We start from the raw sequence: 17,247 nt of genomic DNA, 5'->3' as shown, positions 1-17,247 counted from the left end.
TGCCACTACATTGGTGGCCGTAGGCCAAAACTGACGCCGGAGCAATGGGCGCAGGCAGGGTGCCTCATTAGGGCAGGAGTACCGCGACAGCAGGTAGCGATTATTTATGATGTGGGGCTGCCGACGCTGTACAGAAAATTCCCTGTGTTAGGGTAATGCAGTATTTCCACGGTGCGTGCCGCCCAAATACGTGCTGTGGATGCTTTATAGGGTGTGCCATTTTTGTGTCAAACATGGTGAAGCGTTATTCTATTTCTAACATCATGTGCCATTGAGTTGAGCAATGTGAATGCGGAAACGTGTATTTGAAACAGCTAGTTAAATGTGATTCTACTAATTCGTAATGCGAAGGTTGTAAGTTTGATTCCTATTATTGCACCATTTCAACGTTACTGTAACTTCCGTGTTAGCCCATAACCATTCCAATTTCTACAAGACAGGTGCTTGCTATATATTTACCAATCAGTCATTTTAAAAGTGCGTCATAACCGGAGAACTGTCCTCGTCAGGAGGCCTGTTTTCAGAAAGGCAATATCCTGTTTCGACAGTAGCTTATATGTGACCGGGTTAGCAGCACATTCCCCTCCGCCACATTCCAGTACAGTTGAAATAAGGTTGGCAGTAATCAGTAACAGAAATACCCAACCGACAATACTGAACAGGTCCGGATTAATATTCAATGAACGAAATGCAACATTCATGCTACTGATTGCCAGAATTACCGCAACAGCAATAATAATCAGAATTGACGTAATCAGAGTCCAGGTATAAAAGTGTAATCCAAAAAATGCAGAACCATATCCTGTGTCACCGGGCATGATATGCAAACATATTTGCCGGGATGCCATAACTCCGGTCAGGATACTGCCAATAATTACCATCCCGTAATGTATACCTCGTAGACCAAAGCAGAGGTTAAATAAAAAGCCAAAACCGGCGATGATGAGGCCAGCCCGCTGTAATAAGCAAATTGGACAAGGCAGCTCATGCCTGACGAGTTGATAATAAAAGGCTACAACCAGAGCAACGCATATCCCAAGGAGTCCCACCTGATTAATCAGATGAACAAATGTTGTTGGATGATGATGCGTTTTCATACACACTCCTTAAAATGACAAAGTCAGCGAATTGGTCATATGATGAATGAATGATAAAATAGTGACGATGAGTAAAACGGCCCACAGAATGTAGCTGACTTTATCCTTTCTGTTTATGGCCCCCATTGCCACGCTCAGTGCAAGCAAGAATGGCAGAAACATGAACATAAAAAACTCCTTTATTACATTGCTTGTTAATATAATCGCTGTGTATTACCGGGTCTGTATTCCAGCTTATCCACCCCGCATTAGCCGGAGCTCAGTAAGGCATCAGGAATTATTTGCGTTATTATAAATCGATTATTTCTGTGATGAGTTATCCCGGCATCGGCTGGTTACAGGGATATTTCTGGCGACAAGAGTAAGAAATATCCCGATAACTAATGGTATAATAAGCAGCATTGAGTGTGTTGAAATAGCATATCCATAAATATAGTCTTCCAGACTTACCGCAATCAGCGGAAAGATAAGAAATACAAGCGAAGCCTGGAAGGCATTAGCCTTTTGCTGAAGTGCAAAGTAGCACAGGATACCAAAAACTCCGGCAAAAGCCCCGAGATACAGGGTAGCTAATATTGAGTGTACTGAGAAGGTTGATACTTGTGGTCTTTCAAAAAACCATCCTGTCGCAGAAAGTATCAACCCAGCTAAAAGGCACGGGAGCGCATTAAATGTGATAACAGAGACAGTACAACTTCTTTTCTTACATTGTGTATATATTATGGCATGGATTAACACAGCAGAAATAAGCGCAGTGATACCCTGCCAGTGACTCTCTGTACTTGTATTCGTTTCTTCAAGAAGTATCCCCGTCAATGCAGTGATTGCGATAGTTAAGCCCGCGATCTGCATTAGTTTCGCTTTTTCATTTAGAAACAAAACCGATGCTATCAAAACGGCCACAGGCATATTCGCAAAGATAATGGCGGCAAGCCCAGAGTTGACATAGGTTTCACCATAAATCATTAGTGAGAAAGGAATGCAAAAATAAAAGATGCATATCACAAACTGGAATAATCGTTGTCCGGGAGGAAACAACAGTGTTTTTTTTCTTAACCATGCAATGATGATTAAAAAAGGTGCTGCAAACATAAACCTCATTCCGGTTGCAAACACTGGAGGGATAGTTTCAACGGCAATTCGCATGGCCAACCATGTAGTCCCCCAAGTCAGTGAAACTAGCATGAATAATATAGATATCGACACCTTGCGCATAAGATCCTCTCCGTAAAAAAATTAATTTAGCTTTTTAGCTAGAAAAAAGTAGCGTTTTCTTCACTGTGTTTTTTATATGTTTAGATAAAAATTTCTCTATCAGAAGACGCAGTTATGCTGAATGAGAAAAATAATAAATGACTCAGGCTGTTACCACACGATTGTCCACTGCGCCTGTAAGACCTGGCAGCAGTTGTCGATTTAATGTCTATTCTTGCTGGAAGGCATAAAACGCCTTGAAGATGAAGAGCTCATCATTAGTCGGGTCCCTTGTTGAGCCAGGACAGGTTTAACTTATCGCTTTCAACCCTTACGATGATAAATGATCTTATCCACCCATAATGGACATACGGCTAAATGAGTAAATTCTCAAGTAAGAGGTAGGATCTGTATCAACCAGTAAGAAGCCCCAGAAACAGCACCGGCTGAATTCCGTCAGGAAGCTCTGAAACTCGCTGAATGTACGTTGCCCGCGAACGATTGTTAATCAGCGCCATAGCAAGAATAATTGTTTGTTTCACAAGGAGATAGAAAAAACTATAGCTTTGCGCCGGGGCGGAGGCAGGAGGAGATAACTCGTTGTAATAGAATGTTTTTATATGGCGACCTTAATACTGGCGCCATTTGGGATAAAATCTAATCAATTAACAAAATTGTGATCCGCTTCTAAATTACTTCTCCTGGCCGTACGGCTACCTGGAAGAATTTGTTCTGAGTCAGATTCATCACCAGAGCTTGTAAAACCCATTACGTAACCGCAGAACATAATGGGTTACCAGAGCAAAACAGTTTATAACGTAATATAGATGCCAGACACACTACGACGCGATGCCTGTAATTGCGCATTAACGCTTCCTGCTGTTACTGTTTGTCCGCCGATCGCCTCAAGTGAGGCAGTAAAATCACCGCTGTAGGTTTCTACTGAACCGGATGATACCCGTGTGGTTAAATCTTTATAGCCATACCAGCCTCGGGCGTTGCCGATGCCCGTCCTGATACGATCGGGCAACAGATTAATCGGCGTACCGGCATCGTTATAGATGCGAATTCCCACTCCGGAAGCTACGCCGGGGTCGCCATAATGGGCGTCCAGTAGCCACGACAGACCGCCTGCGGATGCGGTTATCCCCAGGCGACGAGCCACCGCCACGGCGGTGGGTTGATTAACGACAAACCCCATTGCGACATTGGCGGCACTAATGGTTGGACGGGGGCTGGATACGGCGCCGGACTCACATTCGAGGCTGACGTGGAAAGGTACCTGGCTACTCCCCCCGGCGGCTAATACGCCGACGGCGACAGGGGGAATTTTCACGATCGCAGGATAATCTGTGATTTTACATAACGCGCCGCGCGCCGGTAGTGCGAAGTTGATGGAAGCACTGGACCATCTTAACGCAAAAGACGGGAAGGGAAAGTGATAGCTAATTGAATCTATTAGAATCAAAAATAACGTATTCTAATCGTTAAAATCACTTAATTAATATGTAACAGCGGCCTCAGGCCCGACCGAAGAGGCGGCTCTGATGGCGCTAGATACGTTCGCGAAAGTCCGGGACGATAAATATCCGCAAATCAGCAAAAGCTGGCGTGCGCACCGGGAAAACCTCAATACGCTCTTCAGTTATCCGCCGGATATCCGCAAGGCCATCTACAAGACAAACGCAATCGAATCCCTGAACAGCGTGATCCGTGCCGCGATTAAGAAACGCAAGGTGTTCCCGACGGATGACTCAGTACGAAAAGTTATTTATCTGGCAATCAAGGATGCGTCAAAAAAATGGAGTAGGCCGATCCAGAGCTGGCGGCTGGCGATGAGCCGTTTTATTATCGAGTTCGGTGACCGCCTGAGCGATCACCTTTACTAACTGGGCAGTTACACAGAATTACTGACAGGCTCATTCTTTTGTGTTGCGCATCTCTGTTTCTATTGTTTTAGATAGCCATAAGAGCTCCGTTGCTGAGAGTTTTAGTCGTGGGGTTCTTTCTTCTGTACCGGGTGGTCGCATTTCAAAACTGCAGGAACATCTGCTGAATACTGTATACTCCTGTATTTTGCATGTTGTTGAGATCAGTGTGCAATTCCTCGGTACTGGCTTGTTCTGTATAGGTCCGGAGATTTCTGGGTAGTGTCCTTGTGGACCTGAACATATGTTTTTGATTGAAAATGGCATCGTGTTTTATCCTTTACGCTGTGAAATGTTGTTTTGTGCTCTTCTGTTGTGATTGGTGATGTGACGGGATCGTCCATGCACCCTTCCTTTTATTGACGGCGTATCAGTCCATTGATGCCATGCTTGCTTAATTTGTCCAGCATCAGCAAGCCGTCGTTTTCTTTCTGCTGCAATTCAAGCAACTTAAAGCGTATTTCGTTAAGTAAAGGTTTAATAACTCCGCGCTTGCGAACCACTTTTTTGATAACGTCTTTTCGAAGTATAAACGACAGAAGTGATTTTCATAATTCGCCTACACTTTTCACCCAGCGCTGGCAAATTTTCAACGCTGAAAGGCTGGGGAGAAGGGCGTCCAGTTGCTGAACGGAGAGCGTACCAAACGCCCTGATTCCACGCGTTATCAAACTTCATGCCGTGGTTATCATCCAGACAAGGCGCTTGAGGTTGCTCATGTCTTTTGGGGAAAAAGGTTCGGTGGTGGGTACTGGATATCCTGGATCGGGAAGTTGGTTCCACTGGTGCCAAATACAGGGTGCTGGTAAACCGGGTGGATACCTCAAATCCTGACAGGCCAGAGCATCAGCCTGATAAAATCGTATTACTGATTTCTAACCAGTGGCACATTAATTGTACCAGCTCAGACTCCAACTGACGGTCTGCTTTAAGCGAGTAGCGGACGTGGCCTGCCCCCAGGAGTAAAAATAAACTTTCTATTGATACATTTGATTAACTTATTTATAACGTTATATTCCAAATGCAAACTTGTTCAATTGGATATGTATGGACATTCAAATCACACATCAAGTTACTGAATTTGATAAAGAAGAACTATTAGCCGGATTAAGAAGCTACAATGCTCAGTTCGTCGATTTTAGTAAAAATGGGCAGCTTGGGGTCTACTGCAGAAACGAAAGCGGCGAAATGGTAGGCGGATTAATTGCTGACAGAAAAGGTCCGTGGCTCTGCATCGACTATCTTTGGGTAAGTGAATCTGCAAGGAGCAACGGTCTGGGGAGCAAACTTATGGAGATGGCCGAAAAAGAAGGTTTGCGGAAAGGCTGTGTTCATGGACTTGTAGATACCTTTAGCTTCCAGGCTCTCCCTTTTTATGAAAAACAGGGTTATATACTTCAAATGTCGCTACCGGACTTTCCTAAAGTAGGTTCGCAAAGGCATTATTTAATTAAGCCTGGTTTATAGCTTTGCTGCATTTGAATACCCATAGTTTTATGAAAGCTGCAATCAGGTGGCTTTATAATATATCGTACTGGTGGCCTGTACACACCATGATCAGCGTCCGCTTCTGGCACAGGCGTTTAGAAGACAGTTCAATTGCGATCTGCTGGCAGGGATTTCGTCGCGCCACTCAAAAATGCGCAGAGTTTTTCACCCGTCGTCAATGGCTCAATGGGCGTTTTTCCGAGAGCGGTCTCAGTCATGACGATGGCAGGACCAATAAGCATGGACCATACTTCGCTCGCGTCTTGCTCAAGCGATGTGAAGGCAAGGAACAGTGTCTTATCTGAAGGAAAGCGGTGCTGAGTATTAAAAAGTTTCAGCCAGGCGCGGGACTGCCGGTCGGCCTGTGCTGATCGCGTACCGAAGCGGAGTACTCTTTTTAGTATGGTGATACCCACAATGCCTGGCCCCAGAATAAAGGGACTCCCGACGTTTATGGTGACGCCGACCCCGAGAAAAACGAGGGCAAATGACAGCACGTTATCTACTCTTCTGGTAAGGGTACTGTATAGCTTTTCCAGATAGTACCGGTAAAGAATTTGATAACTGATTTCATCCGTGCTCATACATCATCCAGATGGTTTTTCGATTACGCTCCGGTATGCTCCCGGAATCCTGACAGATTCTGCAATTATGCCACACTTCCTGGAGGGTATTAATTAGATAGAATATAAATAGCAGGCAAATATTTTGAGCTTTTAGTCGATATCGCTTTGAAAATCATTTCTCCTGCACCAGGAGATGCTGTTGTCGGGAATCGTGTCAAACGTTGCTGCGCCGGTCGGACTGCACAGGGTAACTCTCGTAGTCAGACTCTCATTATGGTCTCTAAATGGATAATCCGCAGTCGTAACACGCCGAATGTCACGACTGACGCTATTATTACCCTGGCTTGTTAAAGCGGCATGACCACATTTTCTATATATAATAATTGGTTGTCTTTCGACCAGTATTGTCGAGTTTTTTGGTTTAATTCAACAATCCATTTAAAAACGCCTGCTGTTGCCAGATCGGTACAGTATTTTTCATAGGAATGTTCCCCCGAAAAGTGTTTGGCTGAAGTCAATTTTATTAATTTCGTATTTGGTGTTGAATTGACTTTAATCAGCTTTCTATTGCTTTTAATAGAAATGAAGTGGCCTGCATGAGTGATAATTTTCACATTACCGGTAGCAACAAAATAGATGTAATAAGCGATATTATTATATTCCAGATCGATTAGAAATGCGTTGAAATTTGCATCCTTTCTGACGCGCTCGAAAAAGTGGTTAAGCATAAGCTGTAATTCCATTTGTTAACCTATTGTAAGTTATAATGTTATATGTTGTGTTAGAGTATTGTTGCTTAAAAGCAGCCATACAAAGATGTTACCTAAAAGCAATAATAATCGTCTGGTATCATATAGTTTACGTTATGATTGGAATAGTGTTGCAATTGTTACTGATTATTTCTCGTAGCGCGTTTTTTTGACCACTAATAGATGAGTCAATCCATTTCATTTGTAGTTTTTCTGAACGCCATGAAAAGTCATAATATATAAAAATCAGTTAATTAATTGATATTTAGATAAGGGTTACAGTGGCGGAGAGGTTTGGCATGGCGACTTTATAGGTTTTGAAAAAGCGGCTAACTCGCTGGCAGGATAATTGGTCGCCAGCCTGTGAATGGGGGCAAAATCGTAACAACATCAGCATAAATAATAATATTCATGAATGTTTTGTGTGACGCAGTAGTTGAATTGAAGTGATGTTTTGCCTGTTCAGGATTGTCCCGATAAAAATGTTCCTCGATAAAAGTCGATCACCTTGCGCCGAAAAAAAACAGGCTAAGTGACAGAAGAACAAAATCCATCAGGAAAATAAAATTTATAAAGATCAATGAGTAAAAATGGTTGTGGAGAAGGTGGCTATTTTTTGAAAGCAAGAAATATAAATAAAGTGTAGCTATGCATAGTTATCTAAAAGGAGAACTACCGTGACTAACATAACACTATCCACCCAGCACTACAGAATCCATAGAAGTGACGTTGAACCAGTAAAAGAAAAAACAACGGAGAAGGACATTTTTGCAAAAAGTATTACTGCCGTTAGAAATAGCTTTATCAGCCTGTCGACGAGTTTGTCAGATCGCTTTAGCCTGCATCTGCAAACAGACATACCGACTACCCATTTTCATCGTGGGAGCGCCTCTGAGGGGAGGGCAGTATTAACCAGTAAAACTGTTAAAGATTTTATGCTGCAAAAGCTCAATAGCCTGGATATCAAAGGTAATGCGAGTAAAGATCCGGCCTATGCTCGTCAGACATGCGAAGCCATATTAGCAGCCGTGTACAGTAATAATAAAGATCAATGTTGTAAATTACTCATCAGTAAAGGGATCAGTATTACCCCATTTCTGAAAGAGATAGGAGAGGCTGCGCAGAATGCGGGGCTACCTGGAGAGATGAAAAACGGCGTATTTACTCCAGGTGGGGCAGGGGCGAATCCTTTTGTCGTCCCCCTCATTGCTGCAGCGAGCATTAAATATCCGCATATGTTTATAAATCATAATCAGCAGGTGTCTTTTAAAGCGCATGCTGAGAAAATCGTTATGAAAGAAGTTACGCCGCTGTTTAATAAGGGGACGATGCCAACGCCACAACAATTTCAGTTAACTATAGAAAATATTGCGAATAAGTATCTTCAGAATGCCTCCTGAAGATAGCAAACACAATACCGCTATTAACCGTATGAATTAATAGCAGATTTTCTGAAACTATATATTCATTTTTATGGCGACGCTTTTAACAAAACGTCGTCATATTTATTTTAATATAAAAATCAAATGGATACCCTTAAAACTTAAAATAATTGTTATTACTCTAAATACCGGTATAACCAGACAGTTTTTTTTGTAACGCTGCGTGTTGTTAAGTCTATGATACCCGCGCACGGATGATGTCTCGATAAGGATTAATGGTCTGTTAACTGTCAGGAGAGGTTATGCCGCCTTTAAAAAAAATTATGCTGCTCCTGTTTGTGGGGGCGATGGTCGCCACGGTAACGACACCTGCATTGGCGCTGGTTTGCCTTGCATCTCACTCAGCTACAGAGTGTGCTGAAGCCTGTGGTGTCGATATGTGGTTTATGTTTCCGATATGTTTTTAAGGAGGGAGAATATTGAAGGTGAACAGGCGATAGTGAGTAGCTCGCTGCGCCAGGGGATAATACTCCCCTGGCGCAGCCAGTTATATTTTAGTGCGGTGATAACAAAGCATTTACTCACTACTGATGAAATTCGCTATTTACAACAGAGCACGTTTACTAAGCAAAAAAAATCTGCACACGCTATCTTTTTATATCTGTCCTGGGTAATGAACGACAGGAAAAACATGATGCGGCCTGAAGAGATTTATCAGCGAATAGAGGCAAAGAATTGGCGGCATGTCTGGGTGGTCGGCGATATCCACGGCTGTTTTTCAATGTTAATGAAAAAGTTACGTGAGTGTCGATTTGATCCGCAACAAGACTTGTTAGTTTCTGTGGGCGATCTCATTGATAGAGGCCCGGACAGCCTGGGTTGCCTGGCTTTACTGCGTGAGTCCTGGATGATGGCGGTTCGCGGCAATCATGAACAAATGGCGCTGGATGCGCGGGCCTCATCGCAGTCGACGCTGTGGTTGATGAATGGTGGCGACTGGTTTACCCGCCTGACGGCTGAACACGCTGCGCAAGCTGAAGCGCTTTTTATCCTTTGTCAGCGGCTGCCCTGGATACTGGAAGTTCGCTGCCGCCATAGCACGCATGTGATCGCTCATGCAGATTATCCAGCGTCAACCTATCAATGGCAAAAAAAGGTCGACTTACATCAGGTTCTCTGGAGCCGCGAACGGCTCATAAATAAGCGTGGCGGGATTAGCGGAGCTGATCATTTTTGGTTTGGCCATACGCCGTTGCGCCGGCGCATGGATTTTGCCAACGTACACTATATTGATACAGGCGCGGTATTTGGCGGGCAATTGACGTTAGCGCGGATACAATAGCGGTATCAGCGACCAGGGTTAAAAATCGCTATATTGCTGCGCAGGTCGCCAGAAGCCGTCGATAAAATCCTCTACCGGAAAACAGCCGCCATGGCGAATCCGTTGATCGTCCATCGAATAAAGACATTGCTGCTCGGTATCGTAGATGTCCACGACAATATCCTCGCATCCTCCATCCAGGTAACATACAAAAAGTACCAGCGCGAACATTACATCCTCAATGTTAACTACTTTACACGATAGTGTAGGAGAGGTTAGTGCAGGGGGGAAATGAGAAAAGGAAGAATAAATAACCCGCCTGGCGACGGGTTCTTTTTGAGTCAGGCAAGACGCATGACCCAGGCATCAGATTTAGGATCGTAATGATTACGGAACAAAACGGAATGTTCCCCGTTGAGAATGGCGGGAACGCTGGTTTCGGCATCCCAGGCGTCCAGTTGCATACATAAATCCGGATCGGATTTACAGGGGATAGTTAACGTTCGCTCCCCCGGTGATTCGCCATGTAATTCGGCATCGTCGATTTCAAAAGCGCCAATGCGCACACTGGTTTTCATCATCGTGCTCTCCGTTAATACGCTAATTGTGGTACGACCAGTTTAGCCGTCCATTTTTCAGCGTAGTCAACGTACGCAAAAGCGCCAGTCAAAAAGTGCGGTTTTTTTGTGCGCCTTTTAACTGTTACCAGTAAAGAGTTTGCCATCACGTACCAGTTCACGCGGGTAACTGTTCTTTATTCTGGCGCCGATACGTTTTGCCAGACCAAGCGGCTGATGCTGGAACGTCACCAGGACATCATCAGCGGCAGGGGGTGTTTGCGGATAAATATCCCGACCGCGATACCACTCCTCCGCCTCTTGCGCAGAAAGTTCGAACGCGTGAGCATGAGCCGGACAGGCAAGGGCTATCGTCGCCTCATGTTGCCAGCGATAGCCTTTATTATGACTTTCGGCCAGCTTAATGCCGAGCCGGGAAAAACGGATTTTTCCGATCAGTGATTCAATCTCTGCCGGGAACAGCCAGACCTCTTTTTCACGCTGCCAAAGATGGAGATTTTCATCCCATAGCAGTCCGACGGCGTTGGCCGCCTGGGTAACGTGTAATGCTTCGCGGCCTTTGAGAGGGGTAAAAGGAAACGCCCCCACTTTATACCCCGGCGCGGGCATGGCTGGAAGGGATGACATTTTACGCAGACGTGCGACAAAGAATCCTTCGCAGTCGTAAATTTGCGGGAAGACGTGCAGGAAGCCTTCCGGGGTGAGGGCGCGGTCAGCGTCAGGAAACAGATCACCCAGCGGCAAAAATTCAACGGCGTCGGCGTAGGTCTCTTTCAGCCAGAGGCAGACCGCTTCGTTTTCCTGGCGATTTAACGTGCAGGTGGAGTAGACCAGCGTGCCGCCGGGTCGTAAAGCATGAAAAGCGTTGTCGAGCAGTTCCCGCTGCGTCGCCGCGATATCCAGATTGCTTTCTGGCGACCAGTTTTTTAGCGCATCAGGATCTTTACGTACTACGCCTTCGCCAGAGCAGGGCGCATCCAGCAGGATAGCGTCAAACATCTCCGGTAACGCAGCGCCAAATACGCGGCCATCGAAATGCGTCAGTGCGGTATTGGCGATTCCACATCGGCTGATATTAGCGTGCAGAACTTTGACGCGGCTGGCCGAAAATTCGTTGGCCAGAATGGCGCCGCGGTTCCCCATGCGGGCAGCGATCTGCGTGGTTTTGGAGCCAGGCGCCGCTGCCATATCCATGACCCGCTGCGGATGATTATCATCGGCGAACAGGGCCGCGACCGGCAGCATCGAACTGGCCTCCTGAATGTAAAACAGGCCGCTTAAATGCTCAGCGGTACTGCCAAGCGGCAATGCATCTTCATCATCGCGCTCGATCCAGAATCCTTCATGACACCACGGAATTGGCGTGAGCGACCAGCCGTAGGGCGCGATTAGGGCAAGGAAATCAGCCACGGATATTTTAAGCGTATTGATGCGTATACTACGGCGCAACGGGCGTTGGCAGGCCGAAATAAATTCATCAAAAGAGAGCGTGGAAGGCATTGCTTCACGCATTTGCGTCAGAAAAGCGTCAGGAAAATAGACAGCGTGTTGAGCCACAGGTGTATCGCCGGCAAAAAAACAGGCGCGCAGTGTAGCATAAAACGCTCCGGCGCGAGTACGCCGGAGCCTGGTGTTTAACGTGGCAGAGCGGTGCCCCATTCACGCCACTCTTTCGGTTCGCTCTCTTGTAACAGGAAATGCTTACCGGCTTGCGCTTTTGGCGCCAGCGGCGTACCTGGTGGAGTAGCGAAGGCGATACCGCCACGGATGAACTGATTAAATGTCCCCGTTTTCACCACGCCGCCGGTCAGACCAAAGTCGAGACTATAGCCGGAGGCGAGCCAGAATACGGAGTTATTACGCACCAGATATTGGTAACGCTTACTGATGCGCAAGGTGATCATCACGCGATCGGAGAGCGACCCCAGGGACATTCCGGTGACGGTTCCCACTTCGATACCGCGGAACAGGACGGGGGTGCCAATATTAAGCGAGCCTGCTTCTGGCGCCTCTACGACGATGCTTAACCCATCCAGATAGCGTGAGTCGGTAATCGTGGCTTCCTGCAGTTCAAAGTCGCGCCGCGCCGCGCCGCGTCCTGGCTCAACGTTAATATAGGGCTGGAGAATCGTATCCAGATGCTCGACGCCCGCCGCGGAAATTTGTGGCGTAATAACGGAAAAACGTGTCCCGGCGCGGGCAAATGTCTGTACGTACTCCGGATAAAGTACGGCTTTTGCCTGCACTTCATTACGTGCGGTGATCAATTCCAGCGTCTGGATCTGGCCGATATCAATACCGAGGTAACGAATTGGCATCCCTTCCGCCAGTTTTCCGGCGTCGAACGCGTGCAGCGTAATTTGTCCGCCTACCGCGCGAGCGGAGGTTTCTGAAGCATAAAGAATGCGTTTATCGCCTTTGTGCCGGCTGGCGCTGGCGCCGCTCAGGTTATCAAAACTAATGGCCCCTTTCAGCGCGCGGGAGAGTGGCGAGGCCTGTACCGTTAGGCCGCTGCCGTTAAGTTGCACCTTCGCGCCGCCTTCCGCCCAGAACACGCTATTGCTGGTTAACAGGTGGCGATATTCCGGCTTAATATGCAAGTCGATGTCAAAGGTATTGGCGCGTGGGCGAACGGTGATGACTTCGCCTACCTCAAATTTTCGATACAGCACGACGGAACCTGCCTGGACATCCGGCAACGTTTCGGCCGTCAGCGTTAAGGTGGTAGTCGGTAAGTCACTGAGGCTATTTTCCAGCGCTTTTTCCAGGTTAGCATAGAGCGGGTAGGTGGATTTCATCTTCCCGCTCGTACCGGGTAAAATACGAATTCCGCCGTCAATCCACTCGCTGGCGCTGGCGCCGAGGAACTCTACGCCGTCAAGGCCGACTTTGACATCCACCCGGCTGTTGACCACGAATTTACTGTCGCCCTGTACCAAATCCCGGTGCTGCGGTTCAATCGCGACGGTGAATGACACGCCTTTACTGGATAAGTTGCGCTCGATGACCTGGCCAATTTTTACACCATGTAAAATTAACGGCTGGCCCGGTTCGATGCCGTAACTTTCCGGGGCCGTCAGCGTCAGGGTTAAGGCATTCGCCTCATGCAGCAAGGCTTTTTCACCCGGCACCACCACAAATTCACTGCGCGGTTCGCCGTCGCCCGGCACCAGTTCGAAGGTTTTTCCGGTTAACAACGAACTGATATTCGCGTCGCTTAACGACAGTTTGGGATTGCGTAACTCAATACGCGTATTTTCCCGCATCAGCGGAACAACGCTGGGATCGACGGTCATCTCTCCGGTGACTTTACCGCCAGGGTTGAGCGTCAGTTTAGAAAGCTCACCCACCTCCAGTCCCTGGTACATGAGCGGCGTAGATTCCGCCTTCAGACCGTCTCCGCTGGGCAGCTCAAGTTTAACGATTACCCCTCGTTGGCTGTGGGCTAAATCTTTATATAAGCCGAACGTGTCATCCTGGGCGGCGGGTTTGGAATTGTCCGGCGAGTCAAACGCAATCGCGCCATTGACCAGGGCCGCGAGGCTCTCCAGTTTCACCTTCGCGCCGCTCAGGCTTAGATCGGCGTCAATGCCGGAGACATTCCAGAAACGGCTGCCTTTTTTCACCAGATCGGTAAACCGTCGCTCAATTAGAACGTCAATCGTCACGCCTTGTTTGTTAGGGTTAATCGAATAGTCATACACCCGTCCGACAGGGATTTTACGGAAATAGACCAGTGAACCGCTATTAAGCGAACCGAGATCCGGCGCATTGAGATGAATCATCAGATCGCCGTTGCTAAGCCGGTATTTGGGCTGTGTATCCAGGGCGACGAAATGATCTCTGGGCTTGCCTTTACCCGGCATCATACCGATGTAATTCCCGCCGACCAACGCATCCAGGCCGGAAACGCCCGCCAGCGAGGCTTTGGGCGTCACCAGCCAGAATTGCGTCTCTTCGCGCAACGCATCTTCCATATCTGATTTGATACTGACGCGAACTTCAATTTTGCGCAGATCTTTGCTCAGGCTGACATCTTCCACGGTGCCGACTTCTACTCCCTGATAGCGAACGGGAGTACGGCCTGGTACGATACCGTCCGCCGACATAAAATCGATAGTCACGCTATTACCGCGATCCTGGTAGCTATCCCATACTAGCCACCCTGCGATCATTAGCGCGATAAGCGGTAGCAGCCAGAAAGGTGAAATACGGCGTTTGGTTTTAATTTGCGCTTCAGTCTTCGAAGCGGGCGTTTCCTGACTCATGTGCATCCCAAAGTAAGCGGCTATCCAGCCATTCCACTGCAAGAATAGTCAAAATTACCGCTGCGCCGAAATAAAACGCAGCCGGTCCCATAGTAAAAGCCAGAATCTGATCGCGATTAATCAGAGACATGGTTAACGAGATAACGAAAAGATCCAGCATCGACCAGCGGCCTATCCATGTCACCAGACGCAGCAACAGAATTCGCGTCCGCAGTCCCTGTTCGCATTTAAAATGGATACTCAACAGTAGCGTAAACATCACGATGACTTTGGTAAACGGCACCAAAATACTGGCGATAAAAACGACGGCGGCGACGGCGATATTGCTGCTGGCAAGCGACATAATGCCCGACAGGATAGTATCTTCCTGACGCCCGCCGTTAATGTAGATTACCGAGATAGGCAGCAGGTTTGCCGGCAGCAAAAAGACAATAGACGCCAGCAAGGCCGCCCAACACTTTTGTATGCTCTGTTTTCTGCGTAACCGCAGCGGAATATGACAACGCGGGCAGCGTCCTTTCGCATCCGGATAGCCGCTAAAGTGGCAGCCAAGACAGACGCGCAATCTTTCGTCCGCACGTTGAGCAGGGCGCTGCGGATAAAATCGTTCCCATAGTTGCTCCACATTCAGATGAAGCATAGTCAGAATGCTAAGAACCACCAACGAGACGAACGCTAAAAGCCCGATGCCCGGCTGCAGAAAGGCATAGTCCTGCACTTTGATAGAGGCAACGCCAATACCGACCAGATAGATGTCCAGCATCACCCACTCTTTCAGTTTTTCCAGCATCAGCAGGACTGGACGCAGATTCATGCCGAGGAGGCTGCCAAACCACAGATAAGCAATTGAAAAAACCAGAATAAGCGGCGCGCCCACCACGCAAAAGAGCACCATTGCGGCGGTTAACGGATCGCCCTGCTGCGTCATTTGCCAGATGCCGTGCATCACATTGGCATCAATGCGTACGCCCAACAGGTAGATATGGAGTAACGGTTCGCTCCAGGCAAACGGCATCAATAGCAGCATGGTTACCGCCATCGCGGTCAGCCGCGTCAGCGACCAGTCGCGCCCATCGCGAATTTTGGCCTGGCAACGAGGACAATAAGCGCTTTGATGAGCGCTCATCTCCGGCAAGCTGAACAGCATGTCGCATTCAGGACAGCGCTGGTAGTGGCTGCGCGGCAGCGCTTCGCTAATTGACCTGATCGTTAGCTTTTTTGTTGGCGTGACGTGTGAGGTGTTCAGAGCCATGTATCGTGAATCAAAGTGTTAGAATAATGTAATCTTAACTCATGACAGGAATAATCTTGAGCAAGAACGCATTTAATGCTTATTTTAATAGCCTGTGTTTAGGAGTAAGACCACGAAGTGATTATATAATGAGCAAAACAGAACTATACGCGGCGTTAAACCGCGATTTTCAGTCGTTAATGGCAGGTGAAACCAGCTTTCTGGCCACGCTGGCGAATACCAGCGCGCTACTGTTCGAACGTCTTACCGAGGTGAACTGGGCAGGATTTTATCTCCTCGAAGGCGATACGCTGGTGTTGGGGCCGTTTCAGGGGCGAATCGCCTGTGTGCGGATTCCGGTTGGTCGCGGCGTGTGCGGCGCAGCGGTAGCGCAGAATAAGGTTCAACGTATTGATGATGTTCATGCGTTTGACGGCCATATTGCCTGTGATGCCGCCAGCAACGCCGAAATTGTGCTGCCTGTCACGGTTGGCGAACGGATTATCGGCGTGCTGGATATAGATAGCACGGCGTTTGGCCGTTTTACCGAAGAAGATGAACACGGCCTGCGTACGCTGGTCGCACAGCTTGAAACCGTGCTTGCAACGACGGATTACAAAAAATTCTTTGCGAGCGTCGCAGGATAATCAACGGATAACGTAGCAATTACTGATGGCGTCATTATAATGACGCCTGTTCATGCCTGCTGCTTGTTGGCTACGTCCGTTGTAATCAGGAAATTTCATGGAAAATCAACCTAAGTTGAATAGCAGTAAAGAAGTTATCGCGTTTCTGGCCGAGCGTTTTCCTCACTGTTTTAGTGCGGAAGGCGAAGCTCGCCCGCTGAAAATTGGTATTTTTCAGGATCTGGTAGAGCGAGTTGGGGGCGAAATGAACCTCAGCAAAACGCAACTTCGTTCCGCTTTACGTCTTTATACTTCAAGCTGGCGTTACCTGTACGGCGTTAAGCCGGGCGCAACGCGCGTCGACCTTGATGGCAATCCGTGCGGCGAGCTGGAAGAGCAGCATGTCGAACATGCGCGTAAGCAGCTTGAAGAAGCCAAAGCCCGTGTTCAGGCGCAGCGCGCAGAGCAGCAAGCGAAAAAACGCGAAGCTGCCGCGGCGGCTGGCGAAAAAGAAGACGCGCCGCGACGCGAGCGTAAACCTCGCCCGGTAGCGCGTCGTAAAGAAGGCGCTGAACGTAAACCTCGCGCTGATAAACCGACGACGAAAGCGCCGCGTGCGCCTCGCGAAGAGAAGCACACGCCGGTTTCTGATATTTCAGTATTGACCGTAGGGCAGTCCCTCAAGGTGAAAGCGGGTAATAATGCGATGGATGCCACCGTATTAGAAATCACCAAAGATGGTGTCCGTGTACAGCTGAATTCGGGTATGTCTTTGATTGTACGCGCAGAACACCTGGTGTTCTGAAACGGAGGCCAGGC

General features: G+C 47.8%; 17 protein-coding genes and 5 pseudogenes. 9 read left to right on the top strand and 13 right to left on the bottom strand.

Annotated elements, in window-relative coordinates:
- Positions 1-9 precede the first annotated feature (9 nt).
- A pseudogene (locus NA624_RS16155) lies at positions 10-156 on the top strand (helix-turn-helix domain-containing protein); the annotation flags it as partial.
- A gap of 326 nt (positions 157-482) precedes the next feature.
- On the opposite strand, the gene NA624_RS16150 reads toward NA624_RS16155, so the two are convergent.
- The 4 genes and pseudogenes from NA624_RS16150 to NA624_RS16135 form a co-directional block, all read right to left on the bottom strand.
- Positions 483-1,097 carry a disulfide bond formation protein B gene (locus NA624_RS16150; protein ID WP_000848069.1) on the bottom strand — a complete coding sequence of 205 codons (615 nt, stop codon included), beginning with the start codon at positions 1,095-1,097 and terminating at the stop codon, positions 483-485.
- A 9-nt stretch (positions 1,098-1,106) separates the two neighbouring features.
- Positions 1,107-1,265 carry a DUF5993 family protein gene (locus NA624_RS16145; RefSeq protein ID WP_000480735.1) on the bottom strand — a complete coding sequence of 53 codons (159 nt, stop codon included), beginning with the start codon at positions 1,263-1,265 and terminating at the stop codon, positions 1,107-1,109.
- A gap of 132 nt (positions 1,266-1,397) precedes the next feature.
- Positions 1,398-2,312, bottom strand: coding sequence for a DMT family transporter (locus NA624_RS16140; RefSeq protein WP_001233445.1), 915 nt, complete (start codon positions 2,310-2,312; stop codon positions 1,398-1,400).
- A gap of 790 nt (positions 2,313-3,102) precedes the next feature.
- Positions 3,103-3,669 (bottom strand): annotated as a pseudogene (locus tag NA624_RS16135) (fimbrial protein); the annotation flags it as partial.
- Here NA624_RS16135 and NA624_RS16130 point away from each other — a divergent pair.
- Positions 3,656-3,727: pseudogene (locus NA624_RS16130) on the top strand (DUF4113 domain-containing protein); the annotation flags it as partial. The pseudogenes NA624_RS16135 and NA624_RS16130 overlap by 14 nt on opposite strands.
- A 90-nt stretch (positions 3,728-3,817) precedes the next feature.
- A pseudogene (locus tag NA624_RS16125) lies at positions 3,818-4,180 on the top strand (transposase); the annotation flags it as partial.
- Positions 4,181-4,322: 142 nt separating this feature from the next.
- Here the strand turns inward: NA624_RS16125 and NA624_RS16120 are convergent.
- Both NA624_RS16120 and NA624_RS16115 read right to left on the bottom strand, forming a co-directional pair.
- Positions 4,323-4,463, bottom strand: coding sequence for a hypothetical protein (locus NA624_RS16120; RefSeq protein WP_001640444.1), 141 nt, complete (start codon positions 4,461-4,463; stop codon positions 4,323-4,325).
- Positions 4,464-4,628: 165 nt separating this feature from the next.
- Positions 4,629-4,897: pseudogene (locus NA624_RS16115) on the bottom strand (hypothetical protein).
- A gap of 369 nt (positions 4,898-5,266) precedes the next feature.
- Between NA624_RS16115 and NA624_RS16110 the strand changes: the two are divergent.
- Complete coding sequence (locus tag NA624_RS16110; RefSeq protein WP_000354401.1) at positions 5,267-5,686, top strand: GNAT family N-acetyltransferase; 420 nt, start codon at positions 5,267-5,269, stop codon at positions 5,684-5,686.
- 128 nt (positions 5,687-5,814) lie between these two features.
- Here the strand turns inward: NA624_RS16110 and NA624_RS16105 are convergent, their stop codons facing one another.
- On the bottom strand, positions 5,815-6,291 hold the full coding sequence (locus NA624_RS16105; protein ID WP_000102091.1) for a hypothetical protein: 477 nt from the start codon (positions 6,289-6,291) through the stop codon (positions 5,815-5,817).
- A gap of 329 nt (positions 6,292-6,620) precedes the next feature.
- Positions 6,621-7,016 (bottom strand): DUF1398 domain-containing protein, encoded by a 396-nt coding sequence (locus NA624_RS16100; RefSeq protein ID WP_000422881.1) that lies wholly within the window; start codon positions 7,014-7,016, stop codon positions 6,621-6,623.
- A gap of 683 nt (positions 7,017-7,699) precedes the next feature.
- Here NA624_RS16100 and sopE2 point away from each other — a divergent pair.
- The 3 genes from sopE2 to pphA all read left to right on the top strand — a co-directional run bounded on the left by sopE2 (position 7,700) and on the right by pphA (position 9,746).
- The gene (gene sopE2 / locus NA624_RS16095; RefSeq protein WP_000182069.1) at positions 7,700-8,422 is read left to right on the top strand and encodes an SPI-1 type III secretion system guanine nucleotide exchange factor SopE2; all 723 of its coding nucleotides are present in this window, start codon (positions 7,700-7,702) and stop codon (positions 8,420-8,422) included.
- 284 nt (positions 8,423-8,706) lie between these two features.
- Positions 8,707-8,871, top strand: coding sequence for a hypothetical protein (locus tag NA624_RS16090; protein WP_001134848.1), 165 nt, complete (start codon positions 8,707-8,709; stop codon positions 8,869-8,871).
- Between the two features lie 224 nt (positions 8,872-9,095).
- Positions 9,096-9,746, top strand: coding sequence for a protein-serine/threonine phosphatase (gene pphA, locus NA624_RS16085; RefSeq protein WP_000986166.1), 651 nt, complete (start codon positions 9,096-9,098; stop codon positions 9,744-9,746).
- Positions 9,747-9,764: 18 nt separating this feature from the next.
- Here the strand turns inward: pphA and NA624_RS16080 are convergent, their stop codons facing one another.
- The 5 genes from NA624_RS16080 to yebS all read right to left on the bottom strand — a co-directional run bounded on the left by NA624_RS16080 (position 9,765) and on the right by yebS (position 15,823).
- On the bottom strand, positions 9,765-9,956 hold the full coding sequence (locus NA624_RS16080) for a YebW family protein (protein WP_000457838.1): 192 nt from the start codon (positions 9,954-9,956) through the stop codon (positions 9,765-9,767).
- 110 nt (positions 9,957-10,066) lie between these two features.
- Positions 10,067-10,303: a YebV family protein gene (locus NA624_RS16075; RefSeq protein ID WP_024131167.1), complete on the bottom strand. Its 237-nt coding sequence runs from the start codon at positions 10,301-10,303 to the stop codon at positions 10,067-10,069.
- Positions 10,304-10,420: 117 nt separating this feature from the next.
- Positions 10,421-11,860: a 16S rRNA (cytosine(1407)-C(5))-methyltransferase RsmF gene (rsmF, locus tag NA624_RS16070; protein WP_001562951.1), complete on the bottom strand. Its 1,440-nt coding sequence runs from the start codon at positions 11,858-11,860 to the stop codon at positions 10,421-10,423.
- Positions 11,861-11,937: 77 nt separating this feature from the next.
- Positions 11,938-14,571 carry a PqiB family protein gene (locus NA624_RS16065; RefSeq protein WP_001542507.1) on the bottom strand — a complete coding sequence of 878 codons (2,634 nt, stop codon included), beginning with the start codon at positions 14,569-14,571 and terminating at the stop codon, positions 11,938-11,940.
- Positions 14,540-15,823 (bottom strand): membrane integrity lipid transport subunit YebS, encoded by a 1,284-nt coding sequence (gene yebS, locus NA624_RS16060; protein ID WP_439040277.1) that lies wholly within the window; start codon positions 15,821-15,823, stop codon positions 14,540-14,542. Before yebS ends, NA624_RS16065 begins: the two co-directional genes overlap by 32 nt.
- Before the next feature lie 128 nt (positions 15,824-15,951).
- Between yebS and NA624_RS16055 the strand changes: the two genes are divergently transcribed.
- Both NA624_RS16055 and proQ read left to right on the top strand, forming a co-directional pair.
- Complete coding sequence (locus tag NA624_RS16055) at positions 15,952-16,449, top strand: GAF domain-containing protein (protein ID WP_001518229.1); 498 nt, start codon at positions 15,952-15,954, stop codon at positions 16,447-16,449.
- A 97-nt stretch (positions 16,450-16,546) separates the two neighbouring features.
- Positions 16,547-17,233 carry an RNA chaperone ProQ gene (gene proQ / locus NA624_RS16050; protein ID WP_000431401.1) on the top strand — a complete coding sequence of 229 codons (687 nt, stop codon included), beginning with the start codon at positions 16,547-16,549 and terminating at the stop codon, positions 17,231-17,233.
- The last annotated feature ends 14 nt before the right edge of the window (positions 17,234-17,247 follow it).

Source organism: Salmonella sp. NW38 (genome assembly GCF_051807745.1).
Classification (GTDB): Bacteria; Pseudomonadota; Gammaproteobacteria; order Enterobacterales; family Enterobacteriaceae; genus Salmonella; species Salmonella enterica.
The sequence above is the reverse complement of the archived record's forward strand: the minus strand, read 5'-3'. Positions and strand labels throughout refer to the sequence as shown.